The following is a 19689-nucleotide window of genomic DNA, read 5'->3' as shown; positions in this document are numbered from 1 at the left end:
AATCGGCGCTTTATTTAATTTCACTTAAGAAATGGATGCGGGAAAGGTAATCACCTTTTCCAACTGCATTTGTTCTGTTGCAATCATTAACAAACGATCCACACCTAACGCAATACCTGCACATGCCGTCATTTGAGGCAAAGCAGCCAATAAAAACTCATCAATTGGCATCACATATAAGCCTAATTTTTCACGTTCAGCATTATCGGCTTCAAAACGCGAACGCAATACCTCTGCGTCGATCAACTCATCATAAGCATTGGCGAGTTCCAAACCTTCAATATACAGCTCAAAACGTGCTGCAACCCATTCACTGTCTTCATCCGTTTTAGTTTTGGCAAGCGAGGCCAACTCTGGCGGAAAATCGGTCAGAAATACAGGCGTATCAAAACCTAGACTTGGCTCTACAAAATGTGAAAAGAGCAAATCGATATAGCCCAGTCGGTCATCGCCCAAGTCCAAATTTAAACCCACGCGGTTACAGCAGTTTTTTAACTCTTTCAAACTGGCTTGCAGTGGGTTCAAATCCAAGCGATCCATAAACGCATGCTTATAGCTCAAAATGGTAGGGCGGACTTCACCAAAACGCTGCTTTAATGTGACATTCAATAAATCTGTCACTTCAAACATCAAATCCTTCAAACTGAAATTCGGTCTATACCATTCCAACATGGTAAATTCACTATTGTGTTTACGACCATGTTCATCATCACGGAAAACTTTACAGATTTGATAAATTGGCCCACTACCGCTGGCCAATAAGCGCTTCATGGCAAACTCAGGTGAGGTCTGCAAATAATGTGTTTGTTGCTTACCTTGTACATGTCGCTGTGCTTGAACCGAAGCCAAATATACATCAGTCACACCAGCTTGAGATAAGATTGGGGTTTCAACCTCAAGCACTTCACGTTCAGCAAAAAACTGGCGAATTTGGCTGTACATTTGCGCGCGAGCACGCATGGCTTTTAAGTCACAGGTTGGCTGATAATGGATCACGTCCTGACTCATGCCTTCGGCCCTCCGTGTGTAGCCCATTCACGGCGTAATGGATAAGTTTTTCTTAAATGATCAAAGGCTTTTTGATCGATCATCCCCTCTTTTAAGCATGCACGTAAGGCTTGGTCATCCCGTGCAATCGGGTAGATTTCATTTAAATGCTGTTGAAGAGCAGATTTCAAATCTTGGCCTTCAAAATATTGAGCACATACAGGCAACTGCGACTCGAAACTTTTATGTGCTTCAAACTGAAAGGTTTTACAGAAAGCCTCATAGATCATTTGTGTACCACGCGCTTTGCCTTCTAAGCTATAACCTGCGATATGTGGCGTCACCAGACTCACAGCATTCAACACTTGTTCAGAAATCACAGGCTCATGTTCAAAGACATCTAATACCACTTTGCGCTGTGTTTTTTCGATGTCGGCCAATAAAGCTTGCTCTTCAATCACAGGTCCACGCGCAGAATTAATCAATATTGCTGTCAATTTCATCGCAGCCAAAGCTCCGGCATTGAACAAATGGTAAGTTGGATATGGTCCTGTTTGGGTTAATGGTACATGTAATGAAATCGCATCGGCAGTACACAATAACGTATTTAAATCGACCTGCTGAATCGCATCTTGCTGTACAAAAGGATCATGACCGATCACATTCCAGCCCAATAATTGGGCCATATAAGCTAAGCGAGAACCGACATTTCCTAGGCCAATAATGCCCAAAGTAAAACTTTCTTCAGCGTTCAGCAATGCTGGATTCAAATGAAGTAAAGCTGTAATCACATATTCAACCACCGCCTGCGCATTACAACCTGCGGCATTCGCCCATTGAATATTCTGCTTTTCAATAGCGTTAATATCTAAGTGGTCTGTACCAATCGTTGCACTACCCACATATTGAAGTGTGGTGTTATTGATTAATGCTGGATTGACTTGAGTTACGGAACGCACCAACAGTGCTTTGGCATCTACAACATCGGCATGCGTTAAAGTACGCCCTGCTTTGTGCTCAACTTCACCAAATTCGGCAAAAAAATAATCGGTAAATGCGAGATTTTCATCTGCCACGATTTTCATAATGTCTTCCAACGCTTTGTTGACTCTATGATAACCGTTGCACAAGCTCAACACTATGTTGCTCTGCAATACATCTGAATAAACAGTCACGATGTTTCATCTTCATGGTAAAAAACCGAATACTTTAAAGAATTGTTTAATATAGATTTACTTCGTTCAAAATACTGAAAAATATAAAGTCAACTCCGTAAACGCTATGATAGTACAAACAACTAGACAAATAATTTAATACTGTTATAAAAAAACCTTCTCCCAACATTTCAGAGAGAAGGCAAAACCTCAAGCAAGTAATAAGCGAGATAATTATTTAGATTTATAAGAGAGTTTCATCCCCACGATATAGCCTGTATTGTCCTCAAACTCGCCAACAATACGACGATCCGAAGTTTCACCTTCCGCATCACCAAACCACATATAGCGACCACCTACGCTGAAAGCCATTTTTTGACTAATATTGTATTTAGCAGCCAAACCCGCACCCCAATAACCCTTCACAGGACCTAAAGTTGGTGCGGGGTCACCTGCACCTGAGTCCCATAAACCAGAGACTGCAATTGCTAAATTTGGCGACAATTGTTTGCCTAACTCCTAAAAGTTGAGACTTTCAATCAAACGGCTATTTTTTTATCAGTAATATGGATTAATTTGTGAGAAAAATATGAAAAAAAAGCCCCCTGTAACTACAGAGGGCTTTTAAAATTTGGCGGAAGCGGTGAGATTCGAACTCACGGAGGGGTATAAGCCCTCGTCGGTTTTCAAGACCGGTGCATTAAACCGCTCTGCCACGCTTCCATGTGCGCCATCATACGGAGCTTTTGTTTCAATGACAAGTGAAAATTCACCTTGAAGCAACCAACTGCATATTGTTTCATCAAACGTTTACAATTTTGCAGCAACTTCTGCACCTTCACGAATGGCACGTTTTGCATCTAACTCAGCTGCGAGTTTAGCACCACCAATAATGTGATAATTGGCTAACGTATTTTGCTCAGCACTTGGCATCAGATCTTTCACTGACTCCTGTCCTGCACACACAACGATGGTATCGACACGTAACAATTGATCTTGTCCTGCCAAATCTATCCAAAGACCTTCATTAGTCACAGCTTTGTACTGAACCCCACGCAACATACGTACTGCATGCTTTTTCAACTGTGCGCGGTGTACCCAACCCGAGGTTTTACCCAAACCTGCTCCAAGTGCAGAGGTTTTACGTTGTAATAAATAAATCTCACGAACAGGCGGATGAACTTCTGCGGCTTGCGTGCCTCCTTCAGAAACATAATTCGGGTTTGGATCTACACCCCATTCACGTTGCCAATCTGCAAGCAGTTGTGGCTGAGGTTGATGCTCTGGTTTCAATAAATACTCAGACACATCAAAACCAATCCCTCCAGCACCAATCACCGCAACTTTTCGACCGACAGGTGCGCCGCGTAACACTTCTGCATAAGACAAGACTTGCGGTGAATCACTCCCTTCAATACGTAATGCACGTGGCACAACACCCGTGGCAATGATAATTTCTTCAAAGCCTTCACGCTCAAGCTGCTCACGATTCACCTTGGTGTTTAAACGTAAGTCGACTCCCGTTTTTTCAATCTGTACTTTGAAATAACGAATGGTTTCATGAAACTCTTCTTTACCGGGTACAACTTTTGCCAAGTTGAACTGTCCACCCACTTCATGACTTGCTTCAAACAATGTCACTTGGTGTCCACGACTGGCTGCAACCGTCGCGGCTGACATCCCTGCGACACCACCACCCACTACCGCAACTCGTTTCGGTTGTTTCGCCTTCAAATAAACCAACTCTGTTTCAAACGCTGCACGCGGGTTGACCAAACAGGTTGCACGTTGGTTTTTAAAAGTATGATCTAAGCATGCTTGGTTACAAGCGATACACGTATTGATCTCATCAACACGATTGGTTGCTGTTTTATTCACCCAAAAAGCATCGGCCAATAAGGGACGCGCCATTTGCACCATATCAGCTTTGCCAGATGCCAAAATCTCTTCCGCGGTATCTGGCATGTTAATACGGTTTGAGGCAATCACTGGCACAGCCACGTGCTTTTTCACTTCCGCAGTATAGTCAACAAAAGCAGCACGCGGCACCGAAGTCACAATGGTTGGAATACGTGCTTCATGCCAGCCAATCCCTGTATTCAACAAGGTAATGCCTGCTTTTTCTAGTGCTTGCGCAATAGTAATTACTTCCTGCATAGTGTTACCGTCATGCACCAAATCCAGCAATGACAAACGGAAGCAAATAATAAATTTCTCACCAACTTGTGCACGTATCCCTTTGACGATTTCGACCGCAAAACGCATACGGTTTTCAATCGGCCCACCCCAACGGTCTTCACGTTGGTTCACATGACGGCTTAAGAATTGATTCAGTAAATAACCTTCTGAACCCATAATTTCCACACCGTCATAGCCCGCCTTTTTGGCAAGACTAGCACAGTTAACATAGTCATCAATGGTATTCAAAATTTGTTTTTCAGACATTTGACGCGGTTTAAAAGGCGAAATTGGCGATTTAATTGGGCTGGCAGAAACCACAAAGGGTTGGTAGCCATAACGTCCAGCATGCAAAATTTGCATGAGAATTTTTGCACCATGCTTATGTACGGCATGTGTCACTAGACGATGCGGAGCAATATCCCCCAGTGTATTCATCGTTCCACCCGCAGGTAGGAGCCAACCTTGACGGTTTGGAGAAATTCCACCTGTAATGATCAGGCCGACTCCACCTTTAGCACGCTCACCGAAGTATGCTGCCAATTTTGGATAATTATAAAAACGATCTTCCAAGCCCGTATGCATGGAGCCCATCACCACACGGTTTTTAATGGTAGTAAAACCCAAATGTAAGGGTTTTAAAATATGTGCATAGCTATTGGTTGTCATCATGAATCCTTATCTTTGGCTTTGCAACTTGTTGCATACTACTTTAGCTGTTTTTTAAAATATTGGGATGACAATTTATAAAAAATTCTTGGCATCTACAGTCAATTCAACTGAGCGCTCAAAAACATACGACAATAAAAAACCAGTGACGTTGCCCTCACTGGTTTAGTTTTTTAGACCAAAGCCCTTTACTGCCAATGCTTCAGCTTACTGGTTTGACCAATGCCCACATTAAAACTATTGGTAGGATCAAGCTTTTCATAATGCGTTCGTAGTGCAGGTTTTGCTACATATAAATGTCCGACATTATGCTCAGCTGGGTATTCCGCCCCACGAGCATCCAGTAAATGCCACATTTGGTGTTCCATCGCCAAAGGATCTACGCCTTTTTTCACAATATAGTCCTGATGAAACACATGACATAAAAAGTGACCATAATAGAGTTTATGAACAATCAGATCATCCATCTCTTTGGGCAAGGTTTCCACCCACTCGCGATCATTACGACGTAATGCAATATCCAGAGCCACAATATCTTCAACCTCTGAACGATGCGTATCCCGATAGCGAATTGCTGCACCTGCAACGGCAAAACGATGTAAAAATGCTTTACGTCCTTCTTCCTCGCTACAGTGGAAAAAATCACCTGAGCTTTTATCTCGGAAATAACGTTTTAAAAAGCTTTCAACTTGCTCGACATCTTGATTTTCAATCCGAATAACCAAATGATGTTCATACAGATCACGGAAGGCATTCATCCGTTTCGGTAAATGATTGGGCAAAAATTTGGTGATCAATTGCAGGGCTTTATCTGACAGTCCTTTCATACCAAATTTTTCTAAGTACGCATCGACCTTATCTTTCATTGCAAATGCAGCAGGTACTTTGGCTGTACCTAGCTTTTCAATGAACATGAAGGTGTCTTTACCGTACTCTGCCCCAATGTCATAAGCCACGCGGTGGATGTATTCCCCTGCAATCGGTAATCGCGGCAAATCTTTTAGTAAAAAACGGCGGATTTCAGTCAAATCATCATGTGAATTTGTACCCACGTAGAATACTTGGCTTGGAATTTTTTCAAAGGTATCCAAACGTACGGCAAAGACACATACTTTACCTGCTGAACCCGATGCTTCATATAAACGAGATGGATCGGCATTAAAACGCGCGGGCGTATTTTCATCCACTTGTTTAACATCATGTCCATAACGATGGTCCGATGCGCAGCAGCCTGAGTTATTGATAATATCGCCGATTTGATAATTTTTCGTTTCAAGCTTGCTTAGAATTTCTTCAGGTGTTTCGCCTAGGTTCACTCCCAAGTGATTCACCAACTCTAACTGACCATCATCATTAACACGGGCATACAAAGCTAACTCAGTATAAGCAGGACCACGACGTACCAAAGCACCGCCTGAGTTATTACAGACGCCGCCTAAAACTGAAGCTCCAATACACGATGAACCAATCACCGAGTGTGGCTCCCGATTAAATGGCACCAATTCTTTTTCAAGTCTATCTAATGTTGCACCGGGTAAACAAATCACTTGCTGACCGTCATTAATGACCTGAATGCCAACCAAACGACGCGTGCTGATCAGAACCACAGGACGGTCATAGTCATCGCCAAAAGGTGTTGAACCACCAGTCAAACCTGTGTTGGCTGCTTGCATAATTACAATACAATCTGCATCAACAGCCGTTTGCAATACTTGCCACTGTTCCAGTAATGACCCCGGTGCAACAACAGCCAGTACTTTTCCTGCACCGTAACGACGACCTTGGCGGTATAAACGTGTGTCTTTATCTTCAGTTAAAACGTGTTGTTTACCAACGATATTTATTAAGTTTTCAATAACGTATTGTGGAGATCGAGGGTTCATATTTGTTATTTCCAATGATTATAATCCCCCTAAATCCCCCCTTTTCCAAAGAGGGACTTTTTCTTTACCTTAGGCATTTAAAGTAAAAGAAAAATTATTTATACCTGCAACATAAATTCTAATCGGTATAACTCCTCCCTTTTAAAGGGAGGTTGGAGGGATTATATAAATAGCAATAATCACGGTATTGATGTAAATACCTATTGAATGCCCGTTTACCGTGTGAGAACGCTTCTACTGATATAATGAATTACTCAGCCAATTCTTTCTCTAACTTCACTAAACAGTCAGACGTAATATCAGCAATGGTTTTTGCACCTGTTAAAGTCATTGCCACACGCATTTCTTTATCAATCAGTTCCAATAGATTTGAAACACCTTCACCGCCTGCTGCACCGAGTGCATAAACAAAAGCACGACCGAGCATACACGTGTCCGCACCCAACGCCAGCATACGTACCACGTCTAAACCATTACGAATACCCGAATCCGCGAGGATTTTAATATCACCCTTGACAGCATCTGCAATTGGCGGAAGTGCACGTGCAGAAGATAAAACGCCATCCAGCTGACGACCACCGTGGTTTGAAACCACAATCCCATCTGCACCGAAACGCACTGCATCTTTGGCATCTTCAGGATCCAGAATTCCTTTAATGACCATTGGCCCATCCCAAAACTCACGAATCCACTCAAGGTCTTTCCATGAAATAGACGGATCAAAGTTAGAACCTAACCAACCAATATAATCTTCTAGGCCTGTAGGCTTACCTAAGTATTTAGAAATATTGCCCAAGTCATGCGGACGTCCCATCATGCCGACATTCCACGCCCAATGTGGGTGGAAACACGACTGCATATAACGGCGCATTGCTGCATTTGGACCACTCATACCCGAGTGGGCATCACGGTAACGTGCGCCCGGAACAGGCATATCCACAGTAAACACCAAGGTTGAACAGCCTGCCGCTTTAGCACGTTCCAAAGCATTTTTCATGAAACCACGGTCACGCAGTACATAGAGCTGGAACCACATTGGACGCTGAATCGCAGGCGCCACTTCCTCAATTGGACATACTGAAACGGTAGACAGTGTAAATGGAATACCCTTTTTATCTGCAGCGACAGCAGCTTGAACTTCACCGCGGCGTGCATACATGCCTGTTAAACCCACAGGAGATAATGCAACAGGCATCGACAAAGTTTCATCAAACAGTTTGGTCTCTAAACTTAACTGTGACATGTCGTTCAGTACACGCTGGCGCAAAGCAATTTTTGATAAATCTTCTACATTACGCTTCAGGGTATATTCTGCATACGCACCACCATCGATGTAATGGAATAAAAATGGCGGTAAACGACGTCGTGCCGCTTCACGGTAGTCATTGGCAGAAGAAATAATCATGCTTATATCCTGTTTAATCGACTGGCGCGCTGACGACGAGCTTCTTCTTCATCAATCATTCGCACCTGTTGTACTACAAACTCAATGTGTCCACAGACTGCTTTACGTGCAGCTTCTGGATCACGACGTTCAATTGCATTCATGACTTGAAAGTGCTGATCATGCAATTGATCAAAACGGTGTGCTTCGCTATAGACTTTTCGACGTCCCAAAGCGACGTTGAACTGCAACAAATCGAACAGACCACGCATCATCTGAATCAAAACCAAATTATGAGAGGCTTCAGCAATCGCCAAATGAAATTTCGCATCTGCACGAGCCGCCTCATCATCATTTCCCAAAGCCTGAAAATGGTTAATCTGGTCATAATGATGTCGGATATTCACCAGATCTTCTTGGGTTGCGCGTTGTGCTGCATACCAAGTTGTTCCACCTTCTAAAATAATGCGCGCCTCTTGCACATCAAATCGATAGGCAGGATCCTCACTCATCAAATTACTAATCGGTTGTACGATTTGATAACTGGACCACGTTGCTGGTAATTGTTTTAAAAAAGTCCCCGCCCCCACTTTGCTGACCAACATACCCATGCTGGTCAACTGCGAAATGGCCTCTCTTAAAGAAGAGCGAGAGACTTGAAGCTGTTCACACAGTTTTCTTTCAGCAGGCAGACGGTCTCCAACTTGCATATTGCTTTGTTCAATCAATACACGCAGGCTTTGTACAGCTTTATCGGAGACTTTCATCTGCTTTCCTTAACGTTGATACACAATTTGTGTTATGGAATCATCCATGGGAACACATAGGCTTGTAGAGTAATCATAATACCCATCATAATTGTGAACGTTATACTGTGTTTTAAGGTAAAACGGAATAAATCAGACTCTTTACCAACCAGTCCGACTGCCGCACACGCAATCGCAATCGATTGAGGTGAAATCATCTTACCGGTCACACCACCACTGGTATTGGCTGCCACCAGTAAAACTTCTGGCACACCAATTTGCTGAGCCGTAGTGGCTTGAAGTGCTGAAAACAGTGCATTGGCAGAAGTATCTGAACCCGTGAGGAATACACCCAACCAACCCAAGAAAGGCGAGAAGAACGTAAATGCCGAACCTGTATGTGCAAGGGCCAAAGCCAAGGTCGAAGACATACCCGAATAGTTTGCGATAAATGCAAAAGACAACACCATACCAATTGAATAAATGGGAACTTTCAATTCATTCAGGGTTTCACCAAAAGTTACCACAGCATCTTTCGGTTTCATCTTCAAATAGGCAATGGTGATCAATGCTGCAATAAAGATCGCAGTTCCTGTCGCCGAGATCCAATCAAACTTGTAAATCGCGTCATAGTCTTTAATTTCAGCAACCACTGGTGGCATTTTTTGAATCATTTGATGCAAAAATGGCACTTTGATTGAAATCACGAGATCATGCAATGCACCGTCTTTGGCAAATAAGTCCTTAAACGGTTTCACACTCCAGATCGTCACCATCACAGTTAAAATTGCGAATGGAGACCATGCTTTTGCAATTTGTCCTACAGTATATTTTTGCTGTTTTTGTGCAGCCACATCTTCACTCATCGTTGCATCTTGATCTGCAAAACGGAAAATGTGCTTCGGCTGCCAGTATTTAAACAAAATTGTTAAAGAAACCAAGGATGCAATTGCAGCCGTAATATCAGGTAATTCTGGACCAACAAAGTTAGAAGTTAAGTATTGTGCAATTGCAAAGCTACTTGCACCTACCACAACTGCTGGCCATGTTTCTTTAACACCGCGCCAGCCGTCCATGATTGCCATAATCCAGAACAACACGATTGGCACCATAAATGGTAGCTGACGGCCCACCATTTGGCTGATTTCCATCGTATCGACACCAGACACTTGTCCAGCAACAATAATTGGAATACCCATCGCACCAAAAGCCACAGGTGCTGTGTTTACGATTAGACAGAGACCTGCTGCATATAAAGGTTTAAAGCCTAAACCGACTAATAGTGCTGCGGTAATTGCCACAGGAGCACCAAAGCCTGCCGCACCCTCTAAGAAGGTACCGAAAGCAAAACCCACTAACAGCATTTGTAAACGCTGATCTTCAGTAATTGAGAGAATAGAAGAACGAATGATGTCAAACTGGCCTGTCTTCACTGAAATTTTATACAGGAATACCGCACCAATAATGATCCATGCAATCGGCCATAAACCGTAGAGGAAACCATAAGCCATCGATGCGAATGCCATCAGCACAGGCATCTTATAGGCAAATAAAGAGACAAGAAGTGCAAGTACTACGGTAATGGTACCTGCCACACTGCCTTTTAAACGAAATACCGCGAGCGCCAAAAAGAAGAAGATAATCGGAATCAGTGCAATTAGACTTGAAATCCAAATATTCCCCATCGGGTCATACATTTGCTGCCATTGAAGCATTGTCATCTCCTTGAAATGCTTACTAAGATTTAATTTTGAGCATATTATTGGCACTTTTGCCAATATTGGACAGACCAATATGAGCGACTGTAAAGAGAAACAAACCAATAATGACTTATACTTGGCTTATTTTGATTTAAAATGAAGTAAAACTTCAATTAAAAATTAATATTGGTATGACCAATATTAACTACATTTATAAACCAGATCATATTTCAATCAAATTAATATCATTGTTTTTACTGATGTTTTTATTAAAATAATGCCAATTTTAGACTTTAGTCTAATAATATAAAAAATAATCACCCAACTTAAATCCAGCTTAATCCTCAAAAAATGGAAAAATCACACAATATTGGTAATGCCAATTTAAAACCAAACCAACTTCCCCACTTTTCTGATTAATTTACAGCCTAAACATCTTCTAAAAAGACAAAAAGTGAGCACACAATATAGAAACCGATTTTATCCAGAAATTTTTCAACAGTATCGATATGCACATGAACTTTAATATTTTTAAAGCCCTATGATTTTTTAGAAAAACCATTTGGAAAAGTGCTACAATCGCGGACATATGTATTCTTTCAGGCCACCCATTCTCGGTGCCTATATTTATATCGTTAGGATTAACAATGACTGATAATGCAACTATCTTGCAGAATGTCCCAGTTGGCAAAAAAGTTGGTATTGCCTTCTCTGGTGGTCTAGATACTTCAGCTGCACTTTTGTGGATGAAACAAAAAGGCGCAGAACCTTATGCTTATACAGCAAACTTAGGTCAGCCTGATGAAGACGACTACGATGCGATTCCAAAAAAAGCGGAAGCGTATGGCGCAGTAAAAGCTCGCTTAGTTGACTGCCGTTTACAGCTTGCACTTGAAGGTATTGCTGCAATTCAATGTGGTGCGTTCCACATTTCAACTGGTGGTGTACCGTATTTCAACACGACGCCATTGGGTCGTGCAGTAACAGGGACTATGCTTGTTACCGCAATGAAAGAAGATGATGTCAACATCTGGGGTGATGGTTCAACATATAAAGGAAACGATATTGAACGTTTCTACCGTTATGGTTTGTTGACCAACCCTGCACTTAAAATCTATAAACCTTGGTTAGACCAAACGTTTATTGATGAATTAGGTGGCCGTGCTGAAATGTCGCAATTCTTGATCGACAACGGCTTTGACTACAAAATGTCAAAAGAAAAAGCGTATTCAACTGACTCAAACATGTTGGGCGCGACCCACGAAGCAAAAGATCTTGAATACCTCAATGCAGGGATCAAAATTGTTGACCCAATCATGGGCGTTGCATTCTGGAAAGACGACGTAGAAGTTAAAGCTGAAGAAGTATCGATTACTTTTGAAGAAGGCTTCCCTGTTGCAATCAATGGTCAACGTATCGAAGACCCTGTTGAGTTCATCCTTGAAGCCAACCGTATTGGTGGTCGTCATGGTCTAGGTATGTCTGACCAAATCGAAAACCGTATTATTGAAGCAAAATCTCGCGGTATTTATGAAGCACCAGGTATGGCACTTCTACATATTGCTTATGAGCGCTTGGTTACAGGTATTCATAACGAAGACACGATCGAACAGTATCGTATTAACGGTCTACGTTTAGGTCGTTTACTTTACCAAGGTCGTTGGTTCGACTCTCAAGCATTAATGCTTCGTGAAACTGCACAGCGTTGGGTTGCGAAAGCCATCACTGGTACTGTGACTTTAGAGCTTCGTCGTGGCAATGACTACACCATCATGAACACAGAGTCTGAAAACCTCACTTATGAAGCTGAGCGTTTGACGATGGAGAAAGGCGATTCAATGTTTACGCCAATGGACCGTATTGGTCAGTTAACGATGCGTAACTTGGACATCACAGATACTCGTGCGAAACTTGGTATTTATACCAATACTGGTTTGCTTGCAGTCGGTACAGGTTCTGCTGTTCCACAGTTAAAAGACAAAAACAAGTAAGTTTGTTGAATGTCAAAAAAACCACTCTTATGAGTGGTTTTTTTATTTTAGCGATTCATTCTATACACGTCGATGTGGTTAAAGGCTGATAATAAATCTGATTACGCCCCAATTGCTTGGCACGGTATAAAGCCTGATCTGCGATCCCCAGTAACTCGACTTTGCTCAAATCGACCTCGCCTTTAAAGACTGTAATCCCTAAACTAATGGTGACAAATGGAGACACTTCAGACATTTCATGCGGAATTTCCAAACGCTCAATCGCTCGGTAAATATTTGAAGCCACCGCATAAGCGCCATGTGCATCAGTTTCAGGTAATAACACCACAAACTCTTCGCCGCCATAACGCGCCACAAAATCCATATGTCGAATCGCATTTTTAATAGATTTTGCAATCGATGAAATCACATCATCGCCCTTTTGGTGACCATAACAGTCGTTATATTTTTTGAAAAAATCAACATCGATAAACAAAATCGACAAGGGTGTTTCATCCTGACGTGATTGCTCATAATAGGTATCCATCATTTCATCAAAATTACGCCGATTTGAGATCTTGGTCAGCTCATCATTCTGACTCAAATGCAGCAACTCTGAGGTGTGTATTCGATGTATTTTTTCACTAATTTTAGCGCGGCGAATATTTAAAAAAATGATGCGCTCGCGGGCATAGATCATACGACTAATGATATAGCCCAGCAAACAGCTACCAAGCATCACACGCCCCATCACGATCGCATCAAACTTGACCAGCGTCGAAATCAGCACTAAAAATGAAACCCCAGCAGCTACTACGCCTGTGATAAAAACATATCCCGGCTTTACCCCAGTCAATAAATACCCCAAGACATAAATCATGCAAATGATCATCATCGCTTGATGGCGCAAAGCTTCGGTATGTACTGACATGGTCAACCAAGTCGTCGAGACCACAGCCCAAAACACAGCAAACATGGCTGCATAAGCAAAAAAAGGCTTCAGCTTGGTAAAATGTGAAAAAATATAAAGGAACAAAAGACAGACAGCACCATTCAGCAACCCAAGCAAGCAATGAGTAAAATCTTGTTTAAAATGAGACTGCTCAATAATCCAGTAATCCCCTGGAATCGTTAAAATGGCAAAAACAAAATAAGCCAAAACACCAGACCAAAGAAAGTCATTAATATTGCGACGCGCGCGCTCTAAGTTTAGTCGCCAAAACTCTTGCTCTAATTTCTGAGGAAAAACCTGACCAATACGACGGTTGTGTCGTGTAATCAGCTCTTCCATTTTTTCTTTATCGTACTGAAGTTTGGCGAGGTTGTATTTATATTCCATACCAGACCAGATTTAATTCTTGTAGTTGCTTAAAAATAACACAAATTTACAAAGATAAATCATAATAATCAGACAAGATGCCTTTATTTGTCATTACCATTTTTGCTGTATATGCATTATCATCTGTTTTATTTCTTTGACAGAAATCGCCTTGAATACGATTACGATTCTCCAGCCAGATGACTGGCACGCTCACCTTCGTGATGGTCTTGCATTACAACGTACTGTTCCCGATTTAGCCCAACAGTTTTCACGCGCTATTTGTATGCCAAATACCGTACCTCCCGTTAAAACGGTTGAGGAAGCGAATGCGTACCGAGAACGCATCATGGCGCATGTACCAGAAGGCAATGCCTTCGACCCACGCATGGTATTGTATTTTACTGACACAACTTCGCCTGAAGAAGTCAAGAAAATTAAAAATTCTGAGTTTGTAAACGCGATTAAACTCTACCCTGCTGGTGCGACCACCAACTCAGACAATGGTGTAAGCGACATTCGTAAAGTCTATGCTGTCATTGAGCAACTTGAAGAACATCAGGTTCCATTACTTCTGCATGGCGAAGTTACACACAATCATGTCGATATTTTCGATCGTGAAAAACGTTTCTTAGACGAAGTTCTTTCTCCGCTGCTAAAACAATTTCCAAAACTGAAATTGGTTTTAGAACACATTACGACCAGTGAAGCAGCCAACTTTGTTTTAGAACAAGACCGCAATGTGGCTGCAACCATTACTCCGCAGCATTTACTGTTTAACCGTAATGATATGTTGGTTGGTGGCATTAAACCGCACTTCTATTGCTTACCCATTTTAAAACGCCAAACGCATCAGCAAACTTTGCTCGAAGTTGCGACCAGTGCCAACCCTAAGTTTTTCTTAGGCACAGACAGTGCACCACACTCTAAAAATGCCAAAGAAAATGCATGTGGATGTGCAGGCTGCTACAGCGCACCAACGGCAATTGAACTTTATGCTCAAGCATTCGATCAAGTGGGTAAACTTGAACGCCTTGAAGGTTTTGCCAGCCACTTTGGTGCAGACTTCTACGGTCTACCGCGCAATACTTCAACAATTACACTCGTAAAAGAAGACCAAGTCATCCCTGAGAGTTTAGACTATTTGGATGGTGAACAAATTATTCCGCTGTATGCGGGTAAAACCATTCAATGGAGAAAAGTGTGACAAATGAAACATTGCCAATAATTGGTCAGCGTTTCCGTGGTTTTCTACCTGTTGTTGTCGATGTCGAAACAGCAGGTTTTAATGCACAGACCGATGCCTTATTGGAAATTGCTGCAATTCCGATTATTTATAATGAAGAAGGTCAATTTGTACCGGGTCCTGCACATCACGCGCATATCAACCCCTTTGAAGGTGCAAATCTAGACCGTCGCTCATTGGACTTTATTGGTATTGATCCCTTTAACCCCATGCGCATGGCCATGGCTGAAGACGAAAAAACAGCATTAAAACGTATTTTTAAAGCCGTTAATGAAGTTCGTCGCCAACAAAACTGTACACATGCAGTCTTGGTCGGTCATAACGCCCACTTTGATTTAGGTTTTGTACAGGCAGCGATTGCACGTACAGGGACTAAAAATCAAAACCCATTTCACAGTTTTTCAGTATTTGACACCGTCACCCTAAGTGCTGTGATGTTTGGTCAGACTGTTCTTGCGAAGTCATGTATTCAAGCTGGGATTGAGTTCGATGGTAAAGAGGCCCACTCGGCTTTATACGACACTCAAAAGACCGCCGAACTGTTCTGTTATATTTTGAACAAACTCGCGCCACACCTACTTGACACTCTGGTGGCGGATCAATAAGATACCGCCATCCTCGCAACGTCCCTATCGTCTAGAGGCCTAGGACATCGCCCTTTCACGGCGGTAACCGGGGTTCGAATCCCCGTAGGGACGCCATCTTATTCTATTTCTAGAAAACACTACTTTTCATTTAATCGGTTCTGATTGACCACCGATGTTTCATTTCAATTTTAACCATTCACTAGCTATACTATGGTTCGTGTTTTTCAAGGTTGATTGTTATGCTTAAGAAATTTTTAATCTTTTTATTGATTCTATCACCTTCTATTTTTTACCTCTGGTTTGTCCAACAAGAGACAAATAACACCAACCAAGACACTGTTGTACAAGAAATCCATTCAAGTGCTGAAAATAGCCCTTCTTATCCAACACCTGACCACTAAAAAATTGACTTTAAACATTTTTTTAAATTAATAGCCAAAGTTCATCAGATAATCTTAATTCACGTGATTTTTCATCTTATTAAAAACTATAGCTAAATTCTAAAAACACTAGCACATGGAAACATCTGTAAAACCTCATTTCCTATGCTTTTAGGTGTGATAATAAACTAAGTATTCAGCTATAGAATATCACTTTAAGCCCATTGTTTGATTTTCTATGCAATCTGCCACCCCACCTTCGCAGTCTTCAATTGATTCACCGCAAAATACCTCATTAAAACATGCCATGAGCACACGCCACCTGATCATGTCATGTTATCGCTTGGTGGCACCATTGATACAGGTCTGTTCATGGGCTCAGGCGAAGTGATTTCACAAGCAGGGCCTCTTGGTGCTGTGCTGGCTTATATTATTGGGGGGGGGGTGATTGCATATATGGTCATGCTTTGCCTCGGGGAGCTTGCAGTACATTTACCTGTTTCTGGTTCATTTGGTGCCTTTGCAACACTTTATATTGGCCCTGGCACAGGTTATATGGTGTCGTGGATGTATTGGCTTGGCTGGTCGGCAACACTCAGCACAGAATTTACAGCAGCAGCCATTTTGGTACAGGAATGGTTCCCGCAAACGTCAATCTGGTTATGGACGTTAATCTTTGCCAGTGGCGTTTTGATTTCAAACCTCAGTTCAACCCGAGCTTTTGCAGAGTCTGAGTTTTGGCTGTCCATGATTAAAGTCGCAACTGTACTCATTTTCATTCTTTTAGGCTTTGCCTGTATTTTCGGTATCATTCCTTTTCAGGGCTATGAATCTGCCCCCTTATTTAACAACTTAACAGCACAAGGCTGGCTACCAAATGGCCTTATTCCTTTGTTTACCACCTTATTAATTGTGAACTTTGCTTTTAATGGTACAGAAATGATTGGCATTGCCGCAGGTGAAACTAAAAACCCAGAAAAAATGTGCCCAAAGCCATTCATGCGACGGTTTGGCGCCTCATTATTTTCTTTGTTGGTACCATCATTGTCATCAGTTCGCTACTTAGCTATAGCAACACCGGTTTGCAAGTGGGCGGACATGGCGGCTTAAGCAGCAGCCCGTTTGTAACTGTATTCACCCAAATGGGCATTCCCTATGCCGAGGATTTTATCCGTTTTGTGATTATCACAGCGTTATTATCAACCGCAAACTCAGGCTTATATGCTGCATCACGCATGATGTGGGCCCTGTCCTCACAAAACCAATTCCCCAAGCTTTTTGCAAAAGTAAGTAAATCTGGGGTGCCTTATATTGCCATTTGGGTCACCATGATTGGTGGCTTGCCGGGCTTGCTCTCTGAGCAGTTTGGTGCAGATGTCATTTTTAAGAACTTAATGGGTGTTGCAGCATTCACTATGGTGATTGTCTGGATGAGTATTTGCTAGTCAGTTTAACTTTCGTCGCCAATGGTTAAAGCAAGGCCATGCTTTATCTGAGCTGTAATTCCGTACCCCTTGGTATCCGTTGGTTCCGATCCTAGGCTTTATCTGCTGTACAGAAACAGGCTTAAGTATGGCGGCTGACCTTGAAATGCTTTCAGGTTTTATTGGTTGCTTGCTCTTTATGGCGACTTGCTATGCCAGTTACTATTGGCTCTATCATAATAAAAACTAAGTACCTTCAGCAAAGTGAGCTTAAGCTTATTTTTTGGGCTCACTTTTGCAACAATAAAAAATTCATTCAATTTAATTACTTGTTTTGCCCAATGTTTGAACTTTCAACCATCACAGAGCAAAAACCCTTTTGACAAATAGGCCTTTAATCCTTAATATACGCATCACCTCACAATGTCCCTATCGTCTAGAGGCCTAGGACATCGCCCTTTCACGGCGGTAACCGGGGTTCGAATCCCCGTAGGGACGCCATTTTTTGATCTTATCCGATCAACACTTATTCATAATTACTATTATTTCATTGCAGATTTGCAGTTTTTCACTACAATAGCCCGCTTCATTCCTGAACTTATTAACGCTTATGCACTCATCTCCGAATGATGCTTCGCATCAGGGCAATTCTGCGCCTTTAAAACGCGCTATGAGTACTCGACATCTGGTTATGATTTCGCTTGGCGGCGCAATCGGGACTGGCCTATTTTTAGGGTCGGGTGAAGTCATTGCACAAACGGGGCCTGTAGGTGCCATTATTTCTTATTTCCTCGGCGGGATCATTGCATATATGGTCATGCTGTGTTTAGGGGAACTTGCTGTTCATATGCCTGAGTCTGGCTCATTTGGCGCCTATGCCAAACGCTATATCGGACCAGGTACAGGTTATACCATCACATGGCTGTACTGGCTAACGTGGTCCGTCACGCTAGGAACCGAGTTTACAGCTGCCGCACTGCTTATGCAGGAGTGGTTTCCAGATAGTTCAATGTGGATGTGGACCCTAATTTTTGGTGCTTTTGTATTTAGTTTAAATATGATTTCGACCAAATGGTTCGCTGAATCTGAGTTTTGGTTAGCTTTAGTCAAAGTTATCACCGTTGTTATTTTTATTTTATTGGGTCTACTCGCTATTTTTGGCGTGATTGGCTACAGAGGCTATGAAGCTGCGCCTTTATTTAGCAACTTAACGGCTCAGGGTTGGTTCCCAGAAGGCTTGTTCCCTATCTTTACCACCATGTTGATCGTGAACTTTGCATTTTCTGGTACAGAGCTGATTGGTGTTGCTGCGGGTGAAACCAAAGATCCTGCTAAGAATGTACCCAAAGCCATCAATACTGCGATTTTTCGCTTATTGATTTTCTTTGTGGGTACCATCTTGGTCGTGACTTCACTCCTTCCGCATCAAGAAGCAGGTTTAGCAGCTGAAGGCGTGAGTAGCAGTCCATTTGTGACCGTATTCCAGCACATTGGCATTCCTTATGCTGAAGATATTATTCGTTTTGTGATTATCACTGCGTTGCTATCTGCTGCGAACTCTGGACTATTTGCCGCTTCGCGTATGATGTGGTCGTTGTCTTACCAAAAGCAGTTGCCAGCAGTCTTCTCAAAAATCAATGCACGTGGTGTCCCTTACGTTGCAGTCATTGTGACTATGATTGGTGGAATGCCGGGTTTACTGTCTGAACAGTTTGCACCTGAAGCCATTTTTACAAACCTTTTAGGTATTGCAGCGTTTACCATGGTCGTCGTTTGGATGAGTATTTGCTTAAGCCAATTTAACTTCCGTCGCCAATGGTATAAACAAGGACGTAAAAAAGAAGAATTAGGTTTTGCAGCACCCCTGTTTCCTATTTTGCCAATCCTTGGCTTTATCTTCTGCTTTATCACCTGCGTTAGTATGGTGTTTGACCCAAGTATGCGTATTAGCTTCTTTGGTTGTTTATTGTTTATTGCAGTATGTTATGCGAGTTATTACACCTTTTATCACAAGAAAACTTAATCCGTATTGTTAAAAAGAGCGACTTCGGTCGCTCTTTTTT

At 42.2% G+C, this 19689-nt stretch carries 13 protein-coding genes, 3 tRNA genes and 1 pseudogene; 7 read left to right on the top strand and 10 right to left on the bottom strand.

The window, feature by feature from the left end; translation table 11 throughout:
- Positions 1 to 24: 24 nt before the first annotated feature.
- The 9 genes from epmA to lldP all read right to left on the bottom strand — a co-directional run bounded on the left by epmA (position 25) and on the right by lldP (position 10722).
- Positions 25 to 1008, bottom strand: coding sequence for an EF-P lysine aminoacylase EpmA (epmA, locus tag MN200_RS05915; RefSeq protein WP_242760299.1), 984 nt, complete (start codon positions 1006 to 1008; stop codon positions 25 to 27).
- On the bottom strand, positions 1005 to 2072 hold the full coding sequence (locus MN200_RS05910; protein WP_242760298.1) for a 4-phosphoerythronate dehydrogenase: 1068 nt from the start codon (positions 2070 to 2072) through the stop codon (positions 1005 to 1007). The genes epmA and MN200_RS05910 overlap by 4 nt, the downstream gene beginning before the upstream one ends.
- Before the next feature lie 303 nt (positions 2073 to 2375).
- Positions 2376 to 2645 (bottom strand): hypothetical protein, encoded by a 270-nt coding sequence (locus tag MN200_RS05905; RefSeq protein ID WP_005399757.1) that lies wholly within the window; start codon positions 2643 to 2645, stop codon positions 2376 to 2378.
- 128 nt (positions 2646 to 2773) lie between these two features.
- Positions 2774 to 2864 (bottom strand) — tRNA-Ser (locus MN200_RS05900).
- An 87-nt stretch (positions 2865 to 2951) separates the two neighbouring features.
- On the bottom strand, positions 2952 to 4988 hold the full coding sequence (locus tag MN200_RS05895; RefSeq protein WP_058869299.1) for an NADPH-dependent 2,4-dienoyl-CoA reductase: 2037 nt from the start codon (positions 4986 to 4988) through the stop codon (positions 2952 to 2954).
- A gap of 188 nt (positions 4989 to 5176) precedes the next feature.
- On the bottom strand, positions 5177 to 6871 hold the full coding sequence (gene dld, locus MN200_RS05890; protein WP_058869298.1) for a D-lactate dehydrogenase: 1695 nt from the start codon (positions 6869 to 6871) through the stop codon (positions 5177 to 5179).
- 250 nt (positions 6872 to 7121) lie between these two features.
- Positions 7122 to 8276, bottom strand: a complete 1155-nt coding sequence (gene lldD / locus MN200_RS05885) for an FMN-dependent L-lactate dehydrogenase LldD (RefSeq protein ID WP_058869297.1) — start codon at positions 8274 to 8276, stop codon at positions 7122 to 7124.
- Positions 8277 to 8278: 2 nt separating this feature from the next.
- Positions 8279 to 9022, bottom strand: a complete 744-nt coding sequence (lldR, locus tag MN200_RS05880) for a transcriptional regulator LldR (protein WP_004694009.1) — start codon at positions 9020 to 9022, stop codon at positions 8279 to 8281.
- A gap of 32 nt (positions 9023 to 9054) precedes the next feature.
- Entirely contained in the window at positions 9055 to 10722 is a 1668-nt protein-coding gene (gene lldP / locus MN200_RS05875; RefSeq protein ID WP_171054209.1) for an L-lactate permease, read from the bottom strand.
- 626 nt (positions 10723 to 11348) lie between these two features.
- On the opposite strand from lldP, the gene argG reads away from it, so the two are divergent.
- Entirely contained in the window at positions 11349 to 12692 is a 1344-nt protein-coding gene (argG, locus tag MN200_RS05870; RefSeq protein WP_004694013.1) for an argininosuccinate synthase, read from the top strand.
- Positions 12693 to 12747: 55 nt separating this feature from the next.
- Here the strand turns inward: argG and MN200_RS05865 are convergent, their stop codons facing one another.
- The gene (locus MN200_RS05865) at positions 12748 to 14010 is read right to left on the bottom strand and encodes a GGDEF domain-containing protein (RefSeq protein ID WP_058869296.1); all 1263 of its coding nucleotides are present in this window, start codon (positions 14008 to 14010) and stop codon (positions 12748 to 12750) included.
- Positions 14011 to 14161: 151 nt separating this feature from the next.
- On the opposite strand from MN200_RS05865, the gene pyrC reads away from it, so the two are divergent.
- The 6 genes and pseudogenes from pyrC (at position 14162) to MN200_RS05835 (ending at position 19649) form a co-directional block, all read left to right on the top strand.
- Positions 14162 to 15196, top strand: coding sequence for a dihydroorotase (pyrC, locus tag MN200_RS05860; RefSeq protein WP_010326368.1), 1035 nt, complete (start codon positions 14162 to 14164; stop codon positions 15194 to 15196).
- Positions 15181 to 15840, top strand: a complete 660-nt coding sequence (gene rnt, locus MN200_RS05855) for a ribonuclease T (RefSeq protein ID WP_081313228.1) — start codon at positions 15181 to 15183, stop codon at positions 15838 to 15840. Before pyrC ends, rnt begins: the two co-directional genes overlap by 16 nt.
- A 20-nt stretch (positions 15841 to 15860) precedes the next feature.
- Positions 15861 to 15936, top strand: a tRNA-Glu gene (locus MN200_RS05850).
- A gap of 504 nt (positions 15937 to 16440) precedes the next feature.
- Positions 16441 to 17876: pseudogene (locus MN200_RS05845) on the top strand (amino acid permease).
- A gap of 175 nt (positions 17877 to 18051) precedes the next feature.
- Positions 18052 to 18127 (top strand) — tRNA-Glu (locus MN200_RS05840).
- Positions 18128 to 18236: 109 nt separating this feature from the next.
- Positions 18237 to 19649, top strand: a complete 1413-nt coding sequence (locus tag MN200_RS05835) for an amino acid permease (RefSeq protein WP_242760297.1) — start codon at positions 18237 to 18239, stop codon at positions 19647 to 19649.
- The last annotated feature ends 40 nt before the right edge of the window (positions 19650 to 19689 follow it).

The sequence above is a fragment of the Acinetobacter sp. LUNF3 genome, assembly GCF_022699605.1.
GTDB classification, from domain to species: Bacteria; Pseudomonadota; Gammaproteobacteria; order Pseudomonadales; family Moraxellaceae; genus Acinetobacter; species Acinetobacter johnsonii.
Note: the sequence above shows the minus strand (reverse complement) of the source record. Positions and strands in the feature narration are given on the sequence as shown.